Annotated in this window: 13 protein-coding genes; 8 read left to right on the forward strand and 5 right to left on the reverse strand. The window is 67.1% G+C overall.

The window, feature by feature from the left end; genetic code table 11:
* Positions 1 to 125 precede the first annotated feature (125 nt).
* Entirely contained in the window at positions 126 to 1,967 is a 1,842-nt protein-coding gene (gene ilvD / locus ACFWPX_RS12440) for a dihydroxy-acid dehydratase (protein ID WP_378927508.1), read from the reverse strand.
* A gap of 290 nt (positions 1,968 to 2,257) precedes the next feature.
* Entirely contained in the window at positions 2,258 to 3,028 is a 771-nt protein-coding gene (locus tag ACFWPX_RS12445; RefSeq protein ID WP_378927509.1) for a PH domain-containing protein, read from the reverse strand.
* A gap of 314 nt (positions 3,029 to 3,342) precedes the next feature.
* Here ACFWPX_RS12445 and ACFWPX_RS12450 point away from each other — a divergent pair, with 314 nt between their 5' ends.
* From ACFWPX_RS12450 to ACFWPX_RS12470, 5 genes are all read left to right on the forward strand, one after another.
* Positions 3,343 to 5,289 (forward strand): acetolactate synthase large subunit, encoded by a 1,947-nt coding sequence (locus ACFWPX_RS12450; protein WP_378912515.1) that lies wholly within the window; start codon positions 3,343 to 3,345, stop codon positions 5,287 to 5,289.
* Positions 5,286 to 5,789 (forward strand): acetolactate synthase small subunit, encoded by a 504-nt coding sequence (gene ilvN / locus ACFWPX_RS12455; RefSeq protein ID WP_019048314.1) that lies wholly within the window; start codon positions 5,286 to 5,288, stop codon positions 5,787 to 5,789. Before ACFWPX_RS12450 ends, ilvN begins: the two co-directional genes overlap by 4 nt.
* A 74-nt stretch (positions 5,790 to 5,863) precedes the next feature.
* Positions 5,864 to 6,865 carry a ketol-acid reductoisomerase gene (ilvC, locus tag ACFWPX_RS12460; protein ID WP_174551969.1) on the forward strand — a complete coding sequence of 334 codons (1,002 nt, stop codon included), beginning with the start codon at positions 5,864 to 5,866 and terminating at the stop codon, positions 6,863 to 6,865.
* Positions 6,866 to 7,025: 160 nt separating this feature from the next.
* Complete coding sequence (locus ACFWPX_RS12465; RefSeq protein ID WP_378927510.1) at positions 7,026 to 8,105, forward strand: DUF4185 domain-containing protein; 1,080 nt, start codon at positions 7,026 to 7,028, stop codon at positions 8,103 to 8,105.
* 140 nt (positions 8,106 to 8,245) lie between these two features.
* Positions 8,246 to 9,604 (forward strand): DUF2252 domain-containing protein, encoded by a 1,359-nt coding sequence (locus tag ACFWPX_RS12470; protein WP_378927511.1) that lies wholly within the window; start codon positions 8,246 to 8,248, stop codon positions 9,602 to 9,604.
* Here the strand turns inward: ACFWPX_RS12470 and ACFWPX_RS12475 are convergent.
* Positions 9,574 to 10,236 carry a hypothetical protein gene (locus ACFWPX_RS12475; RefSeq protein ID WP_378927512.1) on the reverse strand — a complete coding sequence of 221 codons (663 nt, stop codon included), beginning with the start codon at positions 10,234 to 10,236 and terminating at the stop codon, positions 9,574 to 9,576. The two genes, ACFWPX_RS12470 and ACFWPX_RS12475, sit on opposite strands and share 31 nt — an antisense overlap.
* Before the next feature lie 103 nt (positions 10,237 to 10,339).
* On the opposite strand from ACFWPX_RS12475, the gene ACFWPX_RS12480 reads away from it, so the two are divergent.
* The 3 genes from ACFWPX_RS12480 to ACFWPX_RS12490 are packed head-to-tail and all read left to right on the forward strand — an operon-like array spanning position 10,340 to position 13,338.
* Complete coding sequence (locus ACFWPX_RS12480) at positions 10,340 to 11,053, forward strand: TetR/AcrR family transcriptional regulator C-terminal domain-containing protein (RefSeq protein WP_378927513.1); 714 nt, start codon at positions 10,340 to 10,342, stop codon at positions 11,051 to 11,053.
* A gap of 21 nt (positions 11,054 to 11,074) precedes the next feature.
* Positions 11,075 to 11,962: an AAA family ATPase gene (locus ACFWPX_RS12485; RefSeq protein WP_378912510.1), complete on the forward strand. Its 888-nt coding sequence runs from the start codon at positions 11,075 to 11,077 to the stop codon at positions 11,960 to 11,962.
* A complete protein-coding gene (locus tag ACFWPX_RS12490; RefSeq protein ID WP_378927514.1) occupies positions 11,959 to 13,338 on the forward strand; it encodes a VWA domain-containing protein in 1,380 nt (459 codons plus the stop codon). The genes ACFWPX_RS12485 and ACFWPX_RS12490 overlap by 4 nt, the downstream gene beginning before the upstream one ends.
* Before the next feature lie 35 nt (positions 13,339 to 13,373).
* On the opposite strand, the gene ACFWPX_RS12495 is transcribed toward ACFWPX_RS12490, so the two are convergent.
* Both ACFWPX_RS12495 and ACFWPX_RS12500 read right to left on the reverse strand, forming a co-directional pair.
* A complete protein-coding gene (locus ACFWPX_RS12495) occupies positions 13,374 to 13,829 on the reverse strand; it encodes a nitroreductase family deazaflavin-dependent oxidoreductase (RefSeq protein WP_378927515.1) in 456 nt (151 codons plus the stop codon).
* 28 nt (positions 13,830 to 13,857) lie between these two features.
* The gene (locus tag ACFWPX_RS12500; RefSeq protein WP_378912507.1) at positions 13,858 to 14,313 is read right to left on the reverse strand and encodes a carboxymuconolactone decarboxylase family protein; all 456 of its coding nucleotides are present in this window, start codon (positions 14,311 to 14,313) and stop codon (positions 13,858 to 13,860) included.
* Positions 14,314 to 14,392 lie beyond the last annotated feature (79 nt).

Consider the following 14,392-nt stretch of genomic DNA (forward strand, 5'->3'; position numbering starts at 1 on the left):
CCTCGTATAGACAACTACTGGGTCCCCGGGGGGCCCCCCGGCCCCCCCCCCCGCCCCCCGCGCCGGCCTCCCACACCCCGCCGCGCCGCCGCACCTGAGTCTGGCCAAAATACGCGGAGAGGCGGTTACAGCACGCGCCGGACCGCGCCCTTGTCGGCTGAGGTGGCGAGCGCCGCGTAGGCGCGCAGGGCGGTGGTGACCGTGCGTTCGCGGTTCAGCGGCTGCCAGGGGCGTTCCGAGGCTTCCATCTTCGCGCGGCGCTCGGCGAGGACCTCGTCGGAGACAAGGACTTCCAGCGCGCGGGTGTGCACATCGATGCGGATGCGGTCACCGTTCTCGACCAAGCCGATGACACCGCCGGACGCGGCTTCGGGGGAGACGTGGCCGATCGACAGACCCGAGGTGCCACCGGAGAAGCGGCCGTCGGTGATCAGCGCGCACACCTTGCCGAGGCCGAGGCCCTTGAGGAACGAGGTCGGGTGCAGCATCTCCTGCATGCCCGGACCGCCCGCGGGGCCTTCGTAGCGGACGACGACCACATCGCCGGGCTGGATCTTCTTGCCAAGGATCATCGACACCGCTTCCTCCTGCGACTCGACCACCACGGCCGGGCCTTCGAAGGTGAACAGGTCCTCGTCGATGCCGGCGGTCTTGAGGATCGCGCCGTCGGGAGCGATATTGCCGCGCAGCACGCACAGCCCGCCTTCGACGGTGTAGGCGTGCTCCATATCGCGGATGCAGCCACCGGCGGCGTCGGTGTCCAGCGAGGACCAGCGGTTGCTGGTGGAGAACGGTTCGACCGTGCGCACCCCACCGGGGGCTGCGTGGAACAGCTCCAGCGCTTCGTCGGAAGCCTTGCCCGAGCGCACATCCCAGGTATCGAGGTATTCCTCGAACGAGGCGGTATGCACAGTGGTCACATCAGTTTCGAGCAGGCCACCACGACGCAGCTCGCCGAGGATGGCGGGGATGCCACCGGCGCGGTGCACGTCTTCCATGTGGTAATCCGAGTTCGGCGACACCTTCGACAGGCACGGCACCCGGCGGCTGATCTCGTCGATGCTCTGCAGATCGAAGTCGATCTCGCCTTCCAGCGCGGCGGCGAGGGTGTGCAGCACGGTGTTGGTCGAGCCGCCCATGGCGACGTCGAGTGCCATCGCGTTGCGGAAAGCCTTGGCGTTGGCCACGTTTCGCGGCAGCACCGAGGCGTCGTCGTCGGAGTACCAGCGCTTGGCGATATCGACGATCACCGTGCCCGCCCGCTCGAACAGCGCACGACGCGCGGAGTGGGTGGCGAGGGTGGAACCGTTGCCCGGCAGCGCGAGGCCGAGCGCCTCGGTCAGGCAGTTCATCGAGTTCGCGGTGAACATGCCCGAACACGAACCACAGGTCGGGCAGGCGGACCGCTCGACCTCGTCGAGGCCTTCGTCGGACACCTCCTGGCTCGCGCTCGCGGAGATCGCGCTGACCAGATCGAGCGGCGCGTGCGCGACACCGTCGGCGATCACGGCCTTGCCCGCTTCCATCGGCCCGCCGGAGACGAACACGGCCGGGATATTGAGGCGCATCGCGGCATTGAGCATGCCGGGAGTGATCTTGTCGCAGTTGGAGATACACACCAGCGCGTCGGCGGTGTGGGCGTTGGCCATGTACTCCACGGAGTCGGCGATGATCTCGCGCGAGGGCAGCGAGTAGAGCATGCCGCCGTGGCCCATGGCGATACCGTCGTCGACGGCGATGGTGTGGAACTCGCGCGGCACCCCACCGGCGGCGCGGACGGCTTCGGCGACGATGTCGCCCATGTTCTTGAGGTGCACGTGACCCGGAACGAACTGCGTATACGAGTTCGCGATCGCGATGATCGGCTTGCCGAAGTCGGAATCGGTCATGCCGGTCGCGCGCCAGAGCGAGCGCGCGCCCGCGGCATTGCGGCCGATGGTGGTGGTGCGTGAACGAAGCGGTGGCATTGAAATCCTCGTGTGTCGCTGGGTGCGTGGCAAGCGTGCGAGCAGGGGGCTGACCTGCGTGGCACGTGCGAGTACGCGATGCGTCCGGCAGCCCGTCACGTTACTCCGGCGGGCGATGGTCGCGTCGCGCCGGTGGTGACGTGCGGGAGTGATGGAACCGGGGCTCGAGGCGGGAGTGTCGCTCCGTGAGGTGTCGCCGCGGTGGTGCCGTCGGCGCGGGGTTGCCCGGTCGCCGTCAGCTTACCGCTACAACGGCCGACGCCGTGTGCTGATTCCCACAGTGCCGACGGTCACTGCTCGGACTTGGGCTCGGCTTCCGGCTCGGCCTTCGCCTCGGACGGCGCACCGGCTTCGGACTCCGCTTCCGTCTTCGCCGCTGCCCGCTCGGCCGCGATCCGCTCCGCCTCGGCGGCTTCCGCCGAAGCGAACACATCGGGCAGACGACCCCCGGATGCCTCGATCAGCTCGCGCAACCGGTCATAACCGACCGCGGGCAACCGCACCTCGGAATCATCGTCGAGCCGAGCCCGCACGTATCCCCGCTTGGGAATACTGATGCCCTTGACCTGCGCCCAATCGAGATGCTTCTTCCCGAACATCGAACTCAGCTCGAGCCCGCCCTCGGACACGGTCGTGTGCGTGCGGATCACCCACCACACAGCGACCACCGGGGCCAGCAGCAGCGGCCACAGCAGGAGGGGCCACCCGACGAACGGGAAGAACACGCAGAACGCCAGCACCAGCACGCCGATATAGGCCAGCCGGGGAACGCCGATCACGTGCACACCCGGGGTCGGTGTGTTCGCCTTGCGCGGCACCAGCAGCCAGACGATCACCGCGACGGGCACGATCAACCCGACCCGCACCCCCAGCGACCAGTCCTGCACGGTGCCGACGACGACAACGATCAGGTACGCCAGTACCACCGCTGCGATCGCCGCGAGCCGCCCCGGACCGGCCGACCGCAGGCCGCCGGGTCGCGACGGGCGACCCGTATCGGTTCCCTCGTCGGTGGTGTGGGACGATTTAGCCGGTGGCACGGACTGATGCGGTGATGACACCCTCCTATCCTCGCATCTTGGTACACGGACCCACGCAACCACTCGAGTCCCACAGAATGGGACCGGAGCGGAAAGCCTGTTTGACTCGACGCAGTACGCGCGCCTAACGTCGTACGTGTGATTCGAAACGAGCTCGTAATCGGCCGGCGCGTCCAGCGCTGAGCCTGACACCTAGTCAATACGTCAGCTCGCGTTTGCGACGCGCCACCCTCGAACAGCCATGCGCTGGGCGGGGGCTTTTTTGTGTTCGGGCGAATGCCAGCGGCCCTGTCGGGTCAGTCCGAGTCAGAACGAGACAGTGAGGAACGAAGACGGTGAGTGCACCAACCGCACGACCCGGGCCATCGGCCCGCAGGTCAGCGCCTTCAGCTACCCCCGGTAGCCCGGCGACCAACCCCACCCGCCGCCAGGTCGCGCCCGAGCGCGTGACCGGCGCCCAGTCGGTGGTTCGGTCCCTCGAAGAGCTCGACGTCGACACGGTATTCGGCATTCCCGGCGGCGCGGTCCTTCCTGTCTACGACCCGCTGTTCGATTCCAAGAAGGTCCGCCACGTCCTGGTGCGCCACGAGCAGGGCGCCGGTCACGCGGCGACCGGTTACGCGCAGGCCTCGGGCAAGGTCGGTGTGTGTATGGCCACATCCGGTCCCGGCGCCACCAACCTGGTGACCCCGCTGGCGGATGCGCAGATGGACTCGGTCCCGATCGTGGCGATCACCGGTCAGGTGCCGTCGAGCCTGGTCGGTACCGACGCGTTCCAGGAAGCCGACATCTCCGGCATCACCATGCCGATCACCAAGCACAACTTCCTGGTCAAGGACGCCGCCGAGATCCCGCGCACTCTGGCCGAGGCGTTCTACCTCGCCGCCTCGGGTCGCCCCGGCGCGGTCCTGGTCGACATCACCAAGGACGCCCTGCAGGCCCAGACCACGTTCTCGTGGCCGCCGGAGATGCGTCTGCCCGGCTACCGTCCGGTCACCAAGCCGCACGGCAAGCAGGTGCGCGAGGCCGCCAGGATGATCATGGAGTCCAAGCAGCCGGTGCTCTACGTCGGTGGCGGCGTGATCAAGTCCGACGCCTCGGCCGAACTGCTCGAGCTGGCCGAACTCACCGGCATCCCGGTCGTCACCACCCTGATGGCGCGTGGCGCGTTCCCCGACAGCCACACGCTGAACATGGGCATGCCCGGCATGCACGGCACCGTCGGCGCTGTCGCCGCGCTGCAGCGCTCGGACCTGCTGATCACCCTCGGCGCCCGGTTCGACGACCGCGTCACCGGTCAGCTGGACTCCTTCGCGCCCGACGCGAAGGTCATCCACGCCGACATCGACCCGGCCGAGATCGGCAAGAACCGCCACGCCGACGTCCCGATCGTCGGCGACGCGCGTGAGGTGATCGTCGAGCTGATCGAGACCCTCAAGGCCGACCCGCAGTTCGGTGCGGCGCCGTTGCTGAACCTCACCGAATGGTGGGCCTACCTCAGCGGCATCCGCGAGAACTACCCGCTGGGCTGGAAGACCCCCAGCGACGGCTCGGTCTCGCCGGAGTACGTCATCGAGACCCTCGGCCGCCTCGCAGGCCCAGAGGCCGTCTACTGCGCGGGCGTCGGCCAGCACCAGATGTGGGCCGCGCAGTTCATCAAGTACGAGAACCCGCGCACCTGGCTCAACTCGGGCGGCCTCGGCACCATGGGTTACGCGGTTCCCGCGGCCATGGGCGCCAAGATGGGCGCGCCGGAGAAGGAAGTCTGGGCGGTCGACGGTGACGGCTGCTTCCAGATGACCAATCAGGAACTGGCCACCTGCGCGATCGAGGGCGTGCCGATCAAGGTTGCCCTGATCAACAACGGCAACCTGGGCATGGTCCGCCAGTGGCAGACCCTGTTCTACGAACAGCGCTACTCCAACACCGATCTCGGCACGCACACCCTGCGCATCCCCGACTTCGTGAAGCTGGCCGAGGCGCTGGGTTGCGTCGGCATCCGGGTGGAGAAGGAGTCCGAGGTCGAGGACGCGATCCGGCAGGCCCAGGCGATCACCGATCGCCCGGTCGTGATCGACTTCATCGTCGGCAAGGACGCCCAGGTGTGGCCGATGGTCGCCTCCGGCACCAGCAACGACGAGATCATGTTCGCCCGCGGCATCCGTCCGCTCTTCGACGAGGACGAGTCGGTTTCCGAACCGGCGATCATCCACGAGGCGATGGAACGCGAGCAGGCCGCATTCATCGAGCAGGACGCACCCCAGAAGGGTACTGAAGCATGAGCACGACCCATACGCTGAGCGTTCTCGTCGAGGACAAGCCCGGCGTGCTGGCCCGAGTCGCGAGCCTGTTCTCGCGCCGTGGCTTCAATATCGAATCCCTCGCCGTCGGTGGCACCGAGATCCCCGAGATCTCGCGCATGACGATCGTCGTGACCGTCGACGATCTGCCCCTCGAGCAGGTCACCAAGCAGCTCAACAAGCTGATCAACGTCATCAAGATCGTGGAGCAGGACGCCGACGCGTCGGTGGCCCGCGAGCTGATCCTGGTGAAGGTGCGGGCCGACGCGTCGGTGCGCACGCAGGTGATCGAGGCCGTGCAGTTGTTCCGCGCCAAGGTGATCGACGTCTCGCCCGACGCGCTGACCATCGAAGCGACCGGTACCCGTTCCAAGCTCGACGCACTGCTGCGCATGGTCGAGCCCTATGGCATCCGCGAGATCGTGCAGTCCGGTGTCGTGGCCGTCGGCCGCGGCCCCAAGTCGATCACCGCGACCCGCTGAACCTCCCTCAGCAACCTCCGCGATAACTTTTCCTAACCGCATTCGAGAAGGGACCAACCAAAGTGGCAGTCGAGATGTTCTACGACGACGACGCTGACCTGTCGATCATCCAGGGCCGCAAGGTCGCCGTGATCGGTTACGGCAGCCAGGGCCACGCGCACTCGCTGAGCCTGCGCGACTCCGGCGTCGACGTCCGCGTCGGCCTGGCCGAGGGTTCGAAGTCTCGCCCGAAGGCCGAAGAGGCCGGTCTGACCGTCGGCACCCCCGCCGAGGTCTCCGCGTGGGCCGACGTGATCATGGTGCTCGCCCCCGACACCGCGCAGGCGTCGATCTTCACCAACGACATCGAGCCCAACCTGAAGGACGGCGACGCGCTGTTCTTCGGCCACGGCCTCAACATCCACTTCGGTCTGGTGAAGGCTCCGGCCGGCGTCACCGTCGCCATGGTCGCCCCGAAGGGCCCCGGCCACCTGGTGCGTCGTCAGTTCGTCGACGGCAAGGGCGTTCCCGCCCTGATCGCTGTCGATCAGGACCCGACCGGCGAGGGCCAGGCGCTGGCGCTGTCCTACGCCAAGGGCATCGGCGGCACCCGCGCGGGCGTCATCAAGACCACCTTCAAGGAAGAGACCGAGACCGACCTCTTCGGTGAGCAGGCCGTGCTCTGCGGTGGCACCGAGGAACTGGTCAAGATCGGTTTCGAGGTCATGGTCGAGGCGGGCTACGCCCCCGAGATGGCCTACTTCGAGGTCCTGCACGAGCTCAAGCTGATCGTCGACCTGATGTACGAAGGCGGCATCGCCCGCATGAACTACTCGGTCTCCGACACCGCCGAGTTCGGTGGCTACCTGTCGGGCCCCCGCGTCATCGACGCGGGCACCAAGGAGCGCATGAAGGCGATCCTGACCGACATCCAGGACGGCACCTTCGTCAAGCGCCTCGTCGCCAACGTCGAAGGCGGCAACAAGGAGCTCGAGGGCCTGCGCAAGGAGAACGCCGAGCACCCCATCGAGGTCACCGGCGCCAAGCTGCGCGGCCTGATGAGCTGGGTCGACCGCCCGATCACCGAAACCGCGTAATCTCCGCAGTTTCCCCCGCAGGGCCCGTTCGCATCACGCGACCGGGCCCTGTGTCATTCTCCGGGTAGCCTGAAACGGTGACGGAAGCGACACCAGCCCAACGATTTTGGCTCGAGCCGACCGGGGGGTGTGTGTCATCCGCGTCACGGATCTGAACCCTGTGCCCTCTGCTGACCTCGGTGGCGGCGATCTCGCGATTCCGTTCGAGCTGCCCAACGGCGACGTCGGCTTCATCTGGGGCGACTCGTTCTCCGGGGACGGCCCGTATGGCCCACCGATGGGCAATATCGGAAACTGGCGTTCCCCCATCATCACTCGCACGTCGCAGCGCGACCCCGCCGAGCCGATCGTCATGGCCACCTCGCCGAGCACCGACGGTCGCCAGCTGTGGGACTACCAGCACGACAACGCCGAATACTCCACCGTCCTGCCGTGCGACGCGATGACCATCGACGGCCGGATCTACCTGTGGGTGATGTACACCCAGGGCCTCGGCAACGAGAAGTGGTGCGAGGTATGGACATCCGACGACAGCGGCATCACCTGGGAGCGCAGCGGTTCGAAGTTCTGGTGCGGCGCCTTCGGGGGCAAGCGGGTCATGATCTCCTGGGCGAAGGACCCGCACAGCGACTGGGTGCACATCATCTCCACCGGCGGCCTGGCCAGGAACAAGGACATGCTGCTGTGGCGCGCGACGGTCGAAGGCCTGGCCGATCCACACGCCTGGCAGGGCTGGGGCTGGGACGGCGACAACTGGGGCTGGAACCGTGAGCCCACGCCGATCCTGCCCGGTTGGCGATTCGGCGAGATCTGCCTGCGCTATGTCGAGAACAGGGCCGTGATCTCCGGATTCGACGAGGGGGACTACTCGATCTTCGTCAAGGTCGGCGACCGCATCGACAACACCAACTGGATCACGACCCACACACACCGGCCGATGACCGGGATGCCGCGCGGTGTCGACACGGTCCCGCGCCTGTACGGCGGCTACATCCACCCCTACAGCAGGCTCGAGGACGGCAAGTTCACCCTCATCGTGTCCGAGTGGGCGGAGAACGGGAACCCCTATCGGGCGACCCAATTCACCTGTACCGGGATTCGCCGGAAGGTGCTGGTCCCGGTACCCGACCCCGAACCGACTCCCGAGCCACAGCCGACTCCGCCACCGGACCCGCATCGGACCTGGTGGCAGGAGCTCGTCCGCCGAATCGACGAGTGGCTCAGGCGGCCCGGTAGGTAGCCTCACCCCTGCTGTCGGCGGTCGATAGCGGGAGACTTCTGAATGAGCCATTCGTGTTTGCTGATCGGTGACGCGCCCTGTCACCACATGGTTCTCCGCTGGTCCTTGCCGTGGTGGTCCGGTAGCGCCAGACTTGCTCGATGACGACGGTTGAGGATTTCGATCGGCAGGCGGCTGAGGTCGGTAAAGCGGCGCGGCAGCGGGTTTCACGATCCGCGCTGGGGGAGTGGAAGGCGGAGCCGGGTCGGGAGGACCCGGTGGCGATTCTGCTGAAACAGAACGCGAAGCGGGTGCAGAGTCTGGTGCCGATCAGGATGGCGCGCATGGCGGAGTCGCCGTTCGCCTTCCTGCGTGGTGCCGCGGCGGTGATGGCCTATGACCTGGGCAGTAGCCCCGGCACCGGGCTCATCGCGCAACTGTGCGGCGACGCGCACCTGGCGAATTTCGGGCTTTTCGCTACGCCGGAACGCAATCTCGTCTTCGACGTCAACGATTTCGACGAGACACTGCCCGGCCCGTTCGAGTGGGACGTCAAGCGCCTGGTCGCCAGTGTCGCGGTCGCCGCGCTCGGCAATGGCTGTTCCGATGAGGACGCGGCATCGGCGGCAGAGGCGACCGCCCGCGGCTATCGCGAGGGCATCGAGGAGATGACGCAGCAGAACAGCCTCGACATCTGGTACGACCGAGTGGACGCCGAGCAGGTCATCGCGCAGATCCCGAAGAAGAAGTTCCGCAAGAAGGCAGAGAAGACGGTCGCCTCGGCCAGGAAGCGCACCAGCCTGCAGGCACTGGAAAAGCTCACCGAACCCGATGCCGACGGCATTCCGCGGATCAAGAATCAGCCACCGCTGCTGGTGCCCATCACCCTGCCCGACGAGACGACCGTCAAATCCGTGCTCGCCGAGTACCGGCGCAGCCTGCCCGATCAGATGCGCGTACTGCTCAATCGCTACACCCTGGTCGACACCGCCGTGAAGGTCGTCGGGGTCGGCAGCGTGGGCACCCGGTGCTTCATCGCGCTGATGATGGACAAGGAGTCCGGCGCTCCGCTGTTCCTGCAGATGAAGGAGGCCGATACCTCGGTGCTGGCGCCGTATCAGAAGCCGAGCAGATACCAGCAGCAGGGACATCGCGTCGTCGCAGGTCAGCGGCTGATGCAGGCGGCCAGTGACATCTTCCTCGGCTGGGCCACCGGTCCGAAGGGCGTGGACTACTACTGGCGTCAGTTCCGCGACATGAAGGGCTCGGCCGACATCGAGAACATGACCCACCACCAGCTCTCCAACTACGGCGGGCTGTGCGGTGGTGTGCTGGCCCGCGCCCACTGCCGCTCGGGCGACCCGATCGCCATCAACACCTATATCGGCGGCAGCGACAAGTTCGACAAGGGAATGCGCGATTTCGCGATGTCGTATTCGGATCAGACCATGGCCGACTACCGATTGCTGCTGGCCGCGATCGAGGACGGTCAGGTGGAAGTGGCCGACAACGCGTACTGATCGGCCGGGGCCGACCGATACAGCGCGATCCCGATCGCGAACAACCACAGCATGGTGAGCCCGCCGACGGTCGCGGTGGTGCCCCACCCGTTGGCGGCGTAGAACTCGGCCGGAGTGTTGCCGAAGAACAACGACGGCACGAACGCGAAGTTCACCGCCGCCAGAGCCCAGCTGGACACGATGCACCAGCGGGGCAGCAGCCGTGCGGCCGCGATCGCGAAAGCCACCAGGAACAGCCCTTCCAGCAGTCGCGAGACGGTCCCGTACAGGATGTAGGTGCCGGTGACGGTGATCGTGGGATCGATCGGCTCGGGTGCGGCGATCACGGCACCGACCTCGAGCCCGGTCGAGACCGTGACGACCGTGAGCCATGCTGTTCCGGCCCTGGCGGCCAGCGACCCGAACCATTCGCGTTCCGGGTCACGCTGTCTCACCACATAGGCGAGCCCGCTCATGAACACGATGAACAGGGTGATCCCGACCAGCCCGAGCAGGCATCGGGTGAGCACATTGGCGTCCGGCGGCGCCCCCGCGTAGACGAAGTACAGCGGTAGTTCGATCAGCGTGCATCCTGCACCCGCGAAGGCGGCCGCTCCGGTGATTCGCTGAATCTTGTTGATGTCCATGGTCATTCGCCCTTCTCCTTCGTGCCTTCCCGCCCGATCGCAATTAGTATAAGGATTAAACTATAACCCCTATGTTAAGTTGAGGGAACCCCGAACGAACGAGGAGACGGTGACCAGCAAGCAGCCCGATCCGGCTCGGCCGCGCGTCGGCCGTCCAGCCGAACTCGACGCGGAACGCATCGTGGCGACAGCCATCACGCTGGCCGACCGCGACGGTCTACGCGCCGCGTCGCTGACGAAAGTGGCTGCCGCACTGGATGTCACACCGATGTCGCTCTACCGCCACATCGGCTCGAAAGACGGCCTCACCGACCTGATGGCCGACACCGCCTTCGGCCCGCCCCCGATCATCGGTCCCGCCTGGCGCCCCGCCCTGCGCGAGTGGGCGACCGGTCAGCGAGCCGTGTTCGCGCGCCATCCCTGGCTGACCCAGATCCCCATCACCGGCCCGCCGCGCGGCCTGAACGCCCTCGCCTGGATGAACGCCGGCCTCGCCGCCCTGCGCGACACCGGCCTGGACTGGGGCGCCAAGATCGGCGCGATCACCGTGGTCGGCGGCTATGTCCGGCAGTCCTTCGTCACCGATCGGCACATGGCCGAGCGGCGCGGCACCGAACAGCGCAGCGAGGCGCAATCTCTCGACGCGTACCAGCGCGAGGTGTCGACCCTCGACCTGTCGCAATACCCGGAGATCGCCGCCCTCTTCGCCTACCGGGCTTTCGCCGACGTCCCCCCGGACGAGGAATCGGCGGACGGCGATTTCACCTTCGGCCTCGACCTCGTTCTCGACGGAGTCGCCGCCGCGATCGCCGGGCGCGGGTGAGACTCGATATACTGGTTACCGATGAGTAACTTCTTTTCCTCGGTGGACCAGGTGACCGACCGGCTGACAGCCGCCGGCTACCTACCGTCCCTCGATATCGCGACCGCGGTCTTCCTCGCCGACCGCCTCGGCAAACCGCTGCTGATCGAGGGTCCCGCCGGTGTCGGCAAGACCGAGCTCGCCAAGGCGGTCGCCGCCGCGGTGAGTGCCGAGCTCATCCGCCTGCAGTGCTACGAGGGCGTCGACGAAGCCCGTGCCCTGTACGAGTGGAACCACGCCAAGCAGCTGCTCCGCATCACCGCCACCTCCGGCGAGGACTGGGACAGCACCCGCGACCACGTCTTCACCGACGAATTCCTGCTCGCCCGCCCGCTGCTGGCGGCGATCCGCAACCCCGACCCCACGGTCCTGCTCATCGACGAGCTCGACAAGGCCGACGTGGAACTCGAGGGCCTGCTGCTGGAAGTCCTCGGCGACTTCCAGGTGAGCATCCCCGAGCTCGGTACCGTCACCGCGGTCCGCAAGCCCTTCGTCATCCTCACCTCCAACGCCCACCGCGACCTGTCCGAAGCGCTGAAGCGTCGCTGTCTGTATCTGCATATCGACTATCCGACAGCGGAATTGGAGAAGGCGATCGTCGCGCTCAAAGTCCCTGAGCTCGATGCGGCGCTGGCCGAGCCGGTGGTGGCGACGGTGAGCGCGTTGCGTCAGTTGTCGTTGCGCAAGGCACCGTCGATCGCCGAAACCGTCGACTGGGCAAGAACTTTGGTCGCGCTGGGAACCCGGACGCTGACCGGCGGTGTGGTCCGCTCGACGCTCGGGGTCCTGCTGAAATACCAGTCCGACCATCGTGTGGCCATCGACCGGCTCGGTCTCGACGACCAGCCGGACGGCAGTGTGAAGCCATGAGCCCGCCCCCTGACCGCTTCGCCCCGACGAGCGATCGGCTCGTCGATTTCGTCACCCTGTTGCGCGAGCACAATATTCACGCGGGCCCCAGCGAAACCATCGACGCGGCAGCCGCGATCGTGGCACTCGGCACCACCGACCCCCGCGTTCTCCGCTCCGGCCTGGCCGCCTGCCTGCTCCGCCGCAACGGCCAACGCAGAGTCTTCGACCAGCTCTTCGACCTGTACTTCCTCGGCGTCTCGCTGCCTCCCGCACGCCCGAGCGAGAACCCCGAGGATCTGCGTGAGCGCCTGATCGCCATCCTCGTCCAAGGGGAAGACACCGCCGAACTGGCACGCGAAGCGCTCAACACCTTCGGTGCCTACGGTGGTGCGGGCGAGAGCGCTGGCCGGGTCACCCAGGCTTCCGGCGCGGGCTGGTCGTCGTACCTGACCATGAAATCGCTACGCCCGGACGAGATCTCCGAGCAGCTCGCCCAAACCATGGGTGGCACAGGACAGTTCGACACCGCGGTGCGCACCATCGAGGCCCGCCGCCGCGTCGACCAGTTCCGCGCCGACGTGCAAACCGAGGCGCGCCTGCGCTCAGCCGAACTGCGCGGCACCGACTACATCGCCCGCCGCGGCGTCGAGAACTCCGCGGACCGAACGGATTTCCTCGGCGCCCGCGAACAGGACCTCGCCGAGATGCGCCGCCTCGTGCATCCGCTGGCCCGCAAGCTCGCCACCCGGCTGGCGGTGCGCCGCAAGAAGGCGGTGCGCGGCCAGATCGACTTGCGCCGCACCTTGCGTCGTTCCATGGCCACCGGTGGTGTCCCCGTCGATCCGGTACTGCGTGCCCGCAAGCGCGGCCGCCCCGACCTTGTTGTGCTGGCGGATGTTTCGGGCTCGGTCAGTGGTTTCGCCGAATTCACCCTGCAATTGGTGCAGGCCCTGCAGGACCAGTTCAGCAAGGTCCGCAGCTTCGGTTTCGTCGACACCTGCGCCGAGATCACCCAGTACTTCACCCCCGGCGAGCCCCCACCGCCGGGCTTCGCGCAGAACATCGTCCGCGAAGGCGGCGTCGCCCGGTTCGGATCCAGCAATTACGGCGAGGTGCTCCAGGGTTTCGTCGACCACTACCTCGACGCCGTCGGCCCCCGCACCTGCGTCCTGATCCTCGGCGACGCCCGCACCAACCGCACCGACCCGAATCTCGCTGCCCTGCAGGCGATCACCGAGCGCGCGAAGGCGGTCTACTGGCTCAACCCGGAGCCGTCGCGCTCATGGTCGACCGGTGACTCGGCCGCCGAGGACTACACCGACATCGTCACCATGCACGAATGCCGCAATGTCGCCCAGCTGGCCGAGGTGATCGGCAGACTCCTGCCTGCCTGAGTCGGCGAGCCACCCGGGCGGCTCGCCGTCGGCACTCATCGCGGGCTGAGCCGCACCACCGCGTACTCGTGATCGCTCTTGGCCTGGTACTTGCCGTACCGAGGCTGCGCGGCGGTGATCGCGTCCCATGCCCTTGCGCGTTCCTCGCCGGCGAGGACTCGCGGGGCCACGGCGCGGGGTTCCTCGCCGGGCAGTTCGACTGTGGCCTGCTCGGGGTGTCCCATCAGGTTGAGGTGCCAGTCCGGGTGCCCGTTCTTGCCACCCGATGCCACCAGCAGCCAGCCGTTGTCGTCACCGTCGGCGAACCAGGAGATCGGTGTCTGCCGTGGCGTGCCGCTGCGGCGGCCGACCGTGTGGAGGATCAGCACATCCATCCCCATGAAAGTGCCTTTACCGCTACGGACTTTGCGGTTCATCCGAGCATTCATCTTGTGCTGCATCCACCGCGAGAAGCCGCCGTGGCCCTTGTTTGCCTGCTGATCTGTGGACATCGGAGTGTTCCTTTCAGTGAGTGGAGCCTCAGCCCCAGGCGCCGGCGATCTGACGGGTGGTGGCGTTGAGCCGGTTGAACATGTTGGTGACGCCGATCATCAGCACGATCGAGGCGAGCTGCTTCTCGTCGAAGTAGCTGGCGGCGCTGTCCCAGATCTCGTCGGTGACCGCGTCGGGACGGTCGGCCATCCGGGTGGCGGCCTCGGCGAGCTCGAGGGCGGCGCGCTCCTCCTCGGAGAAGAACGGGGTCTCGCGCCAGGCGACCACGGTGGCGAGGCGGTCTTCGCTGACGCCCGCTTTGCGTGCGGTGGTGGTGCCACCGTGCACGCAGGCGGCGCAACCGTTGATCTGGCTCACCCGCAGGTGCACCAGCTCCAGGATCTCGCTGTCCACGCCGCCGGTCTCCACTGCCTTGAGTACCTGCTGGATCGGGCCCATCGCGTCGGTGAGGACCATGGCGGGGTTCTTCATCCGAGACTGCATGTCGTTCTCCTTGTTCGTTCGTTCTCCGCTGCTTGCGGTGTGTCTCAATAACAGCCCGTGCGGCGCTGGAACTCCAATG

The organism is Nocardia sp. NPDC058518 (genome assembly GCF_042719655.1).
Lineage (GTDB): Bacteria > Actinomycetota > Actinomycetes > Mycobacteriales > Mycobacteriaceae > Nocardia.

Bases quoted from the DNA above. Each gene is read 5' to 3' on its own strand.
- ilvD (WP_378927508.1), bottom strand. From the start codon at position 1,967: ATGCCACCGCTTCGTTCACGCACCACCACCATCGGCCGCAATGCCGCG.
- ilvC (WP_174551969.1), top strand. From the start codon at position 5,864: ATGTTCTACGACGACGACGCTGACCTGTCGATCATCCAGGGCCGCAAG.
- ACFWPX_RS12490 (WP_378927514.1), top strand. From the start codon at position 11,959: ATGAGCCCGCCCCCTGACCGCTTCGCCCCGACGAGCGATCGGCTCGTC.
- ACFWPX_RS12475 (WP_378927512.1), bottom strand. From the start codon at position 10,236: ATGACCATGGACATCAACAAGATTCAGCGAATCACCGGAGCGGCCGCC.
- ACFWPX_RS12500 (WP_378912507.1), bottom strand. From the start codon at position 14,313: ATGCAGTCTCGGATGAAGAACCCCGCCATGGTCCTCACCGACGCGATG.
- ACFWPX_RS12485 (WP_378912510.1), top strand. From the start codon at position 11,075: ATGAGTAACTTCTTTTCCTCGGTGGACCAGGTGACCGACCGGCTGACA.
- ilvN (WP_019048314.1), top strand. From the start codon at position 5,286: ATGAGCACGACCCATACGCTGAGCGTTCTCGTCGAGGACAAGCCCGGC.
- ACFWPX_RS12470 (WP_378927511.1), top strand. From the start codon at position 8,246: ATGACGACGGTTGAGGATTTCGATCGGCAGGCGGCTGAGGTCGGTAAA.
- ACFWPX_RS12495 (WP_378927515.1), bottom strand. From the start codon at position 13,829: ATGTCCACAGATCAGCAGGCAAACAAGGGCCACGGCGGCTTCTCGCGG.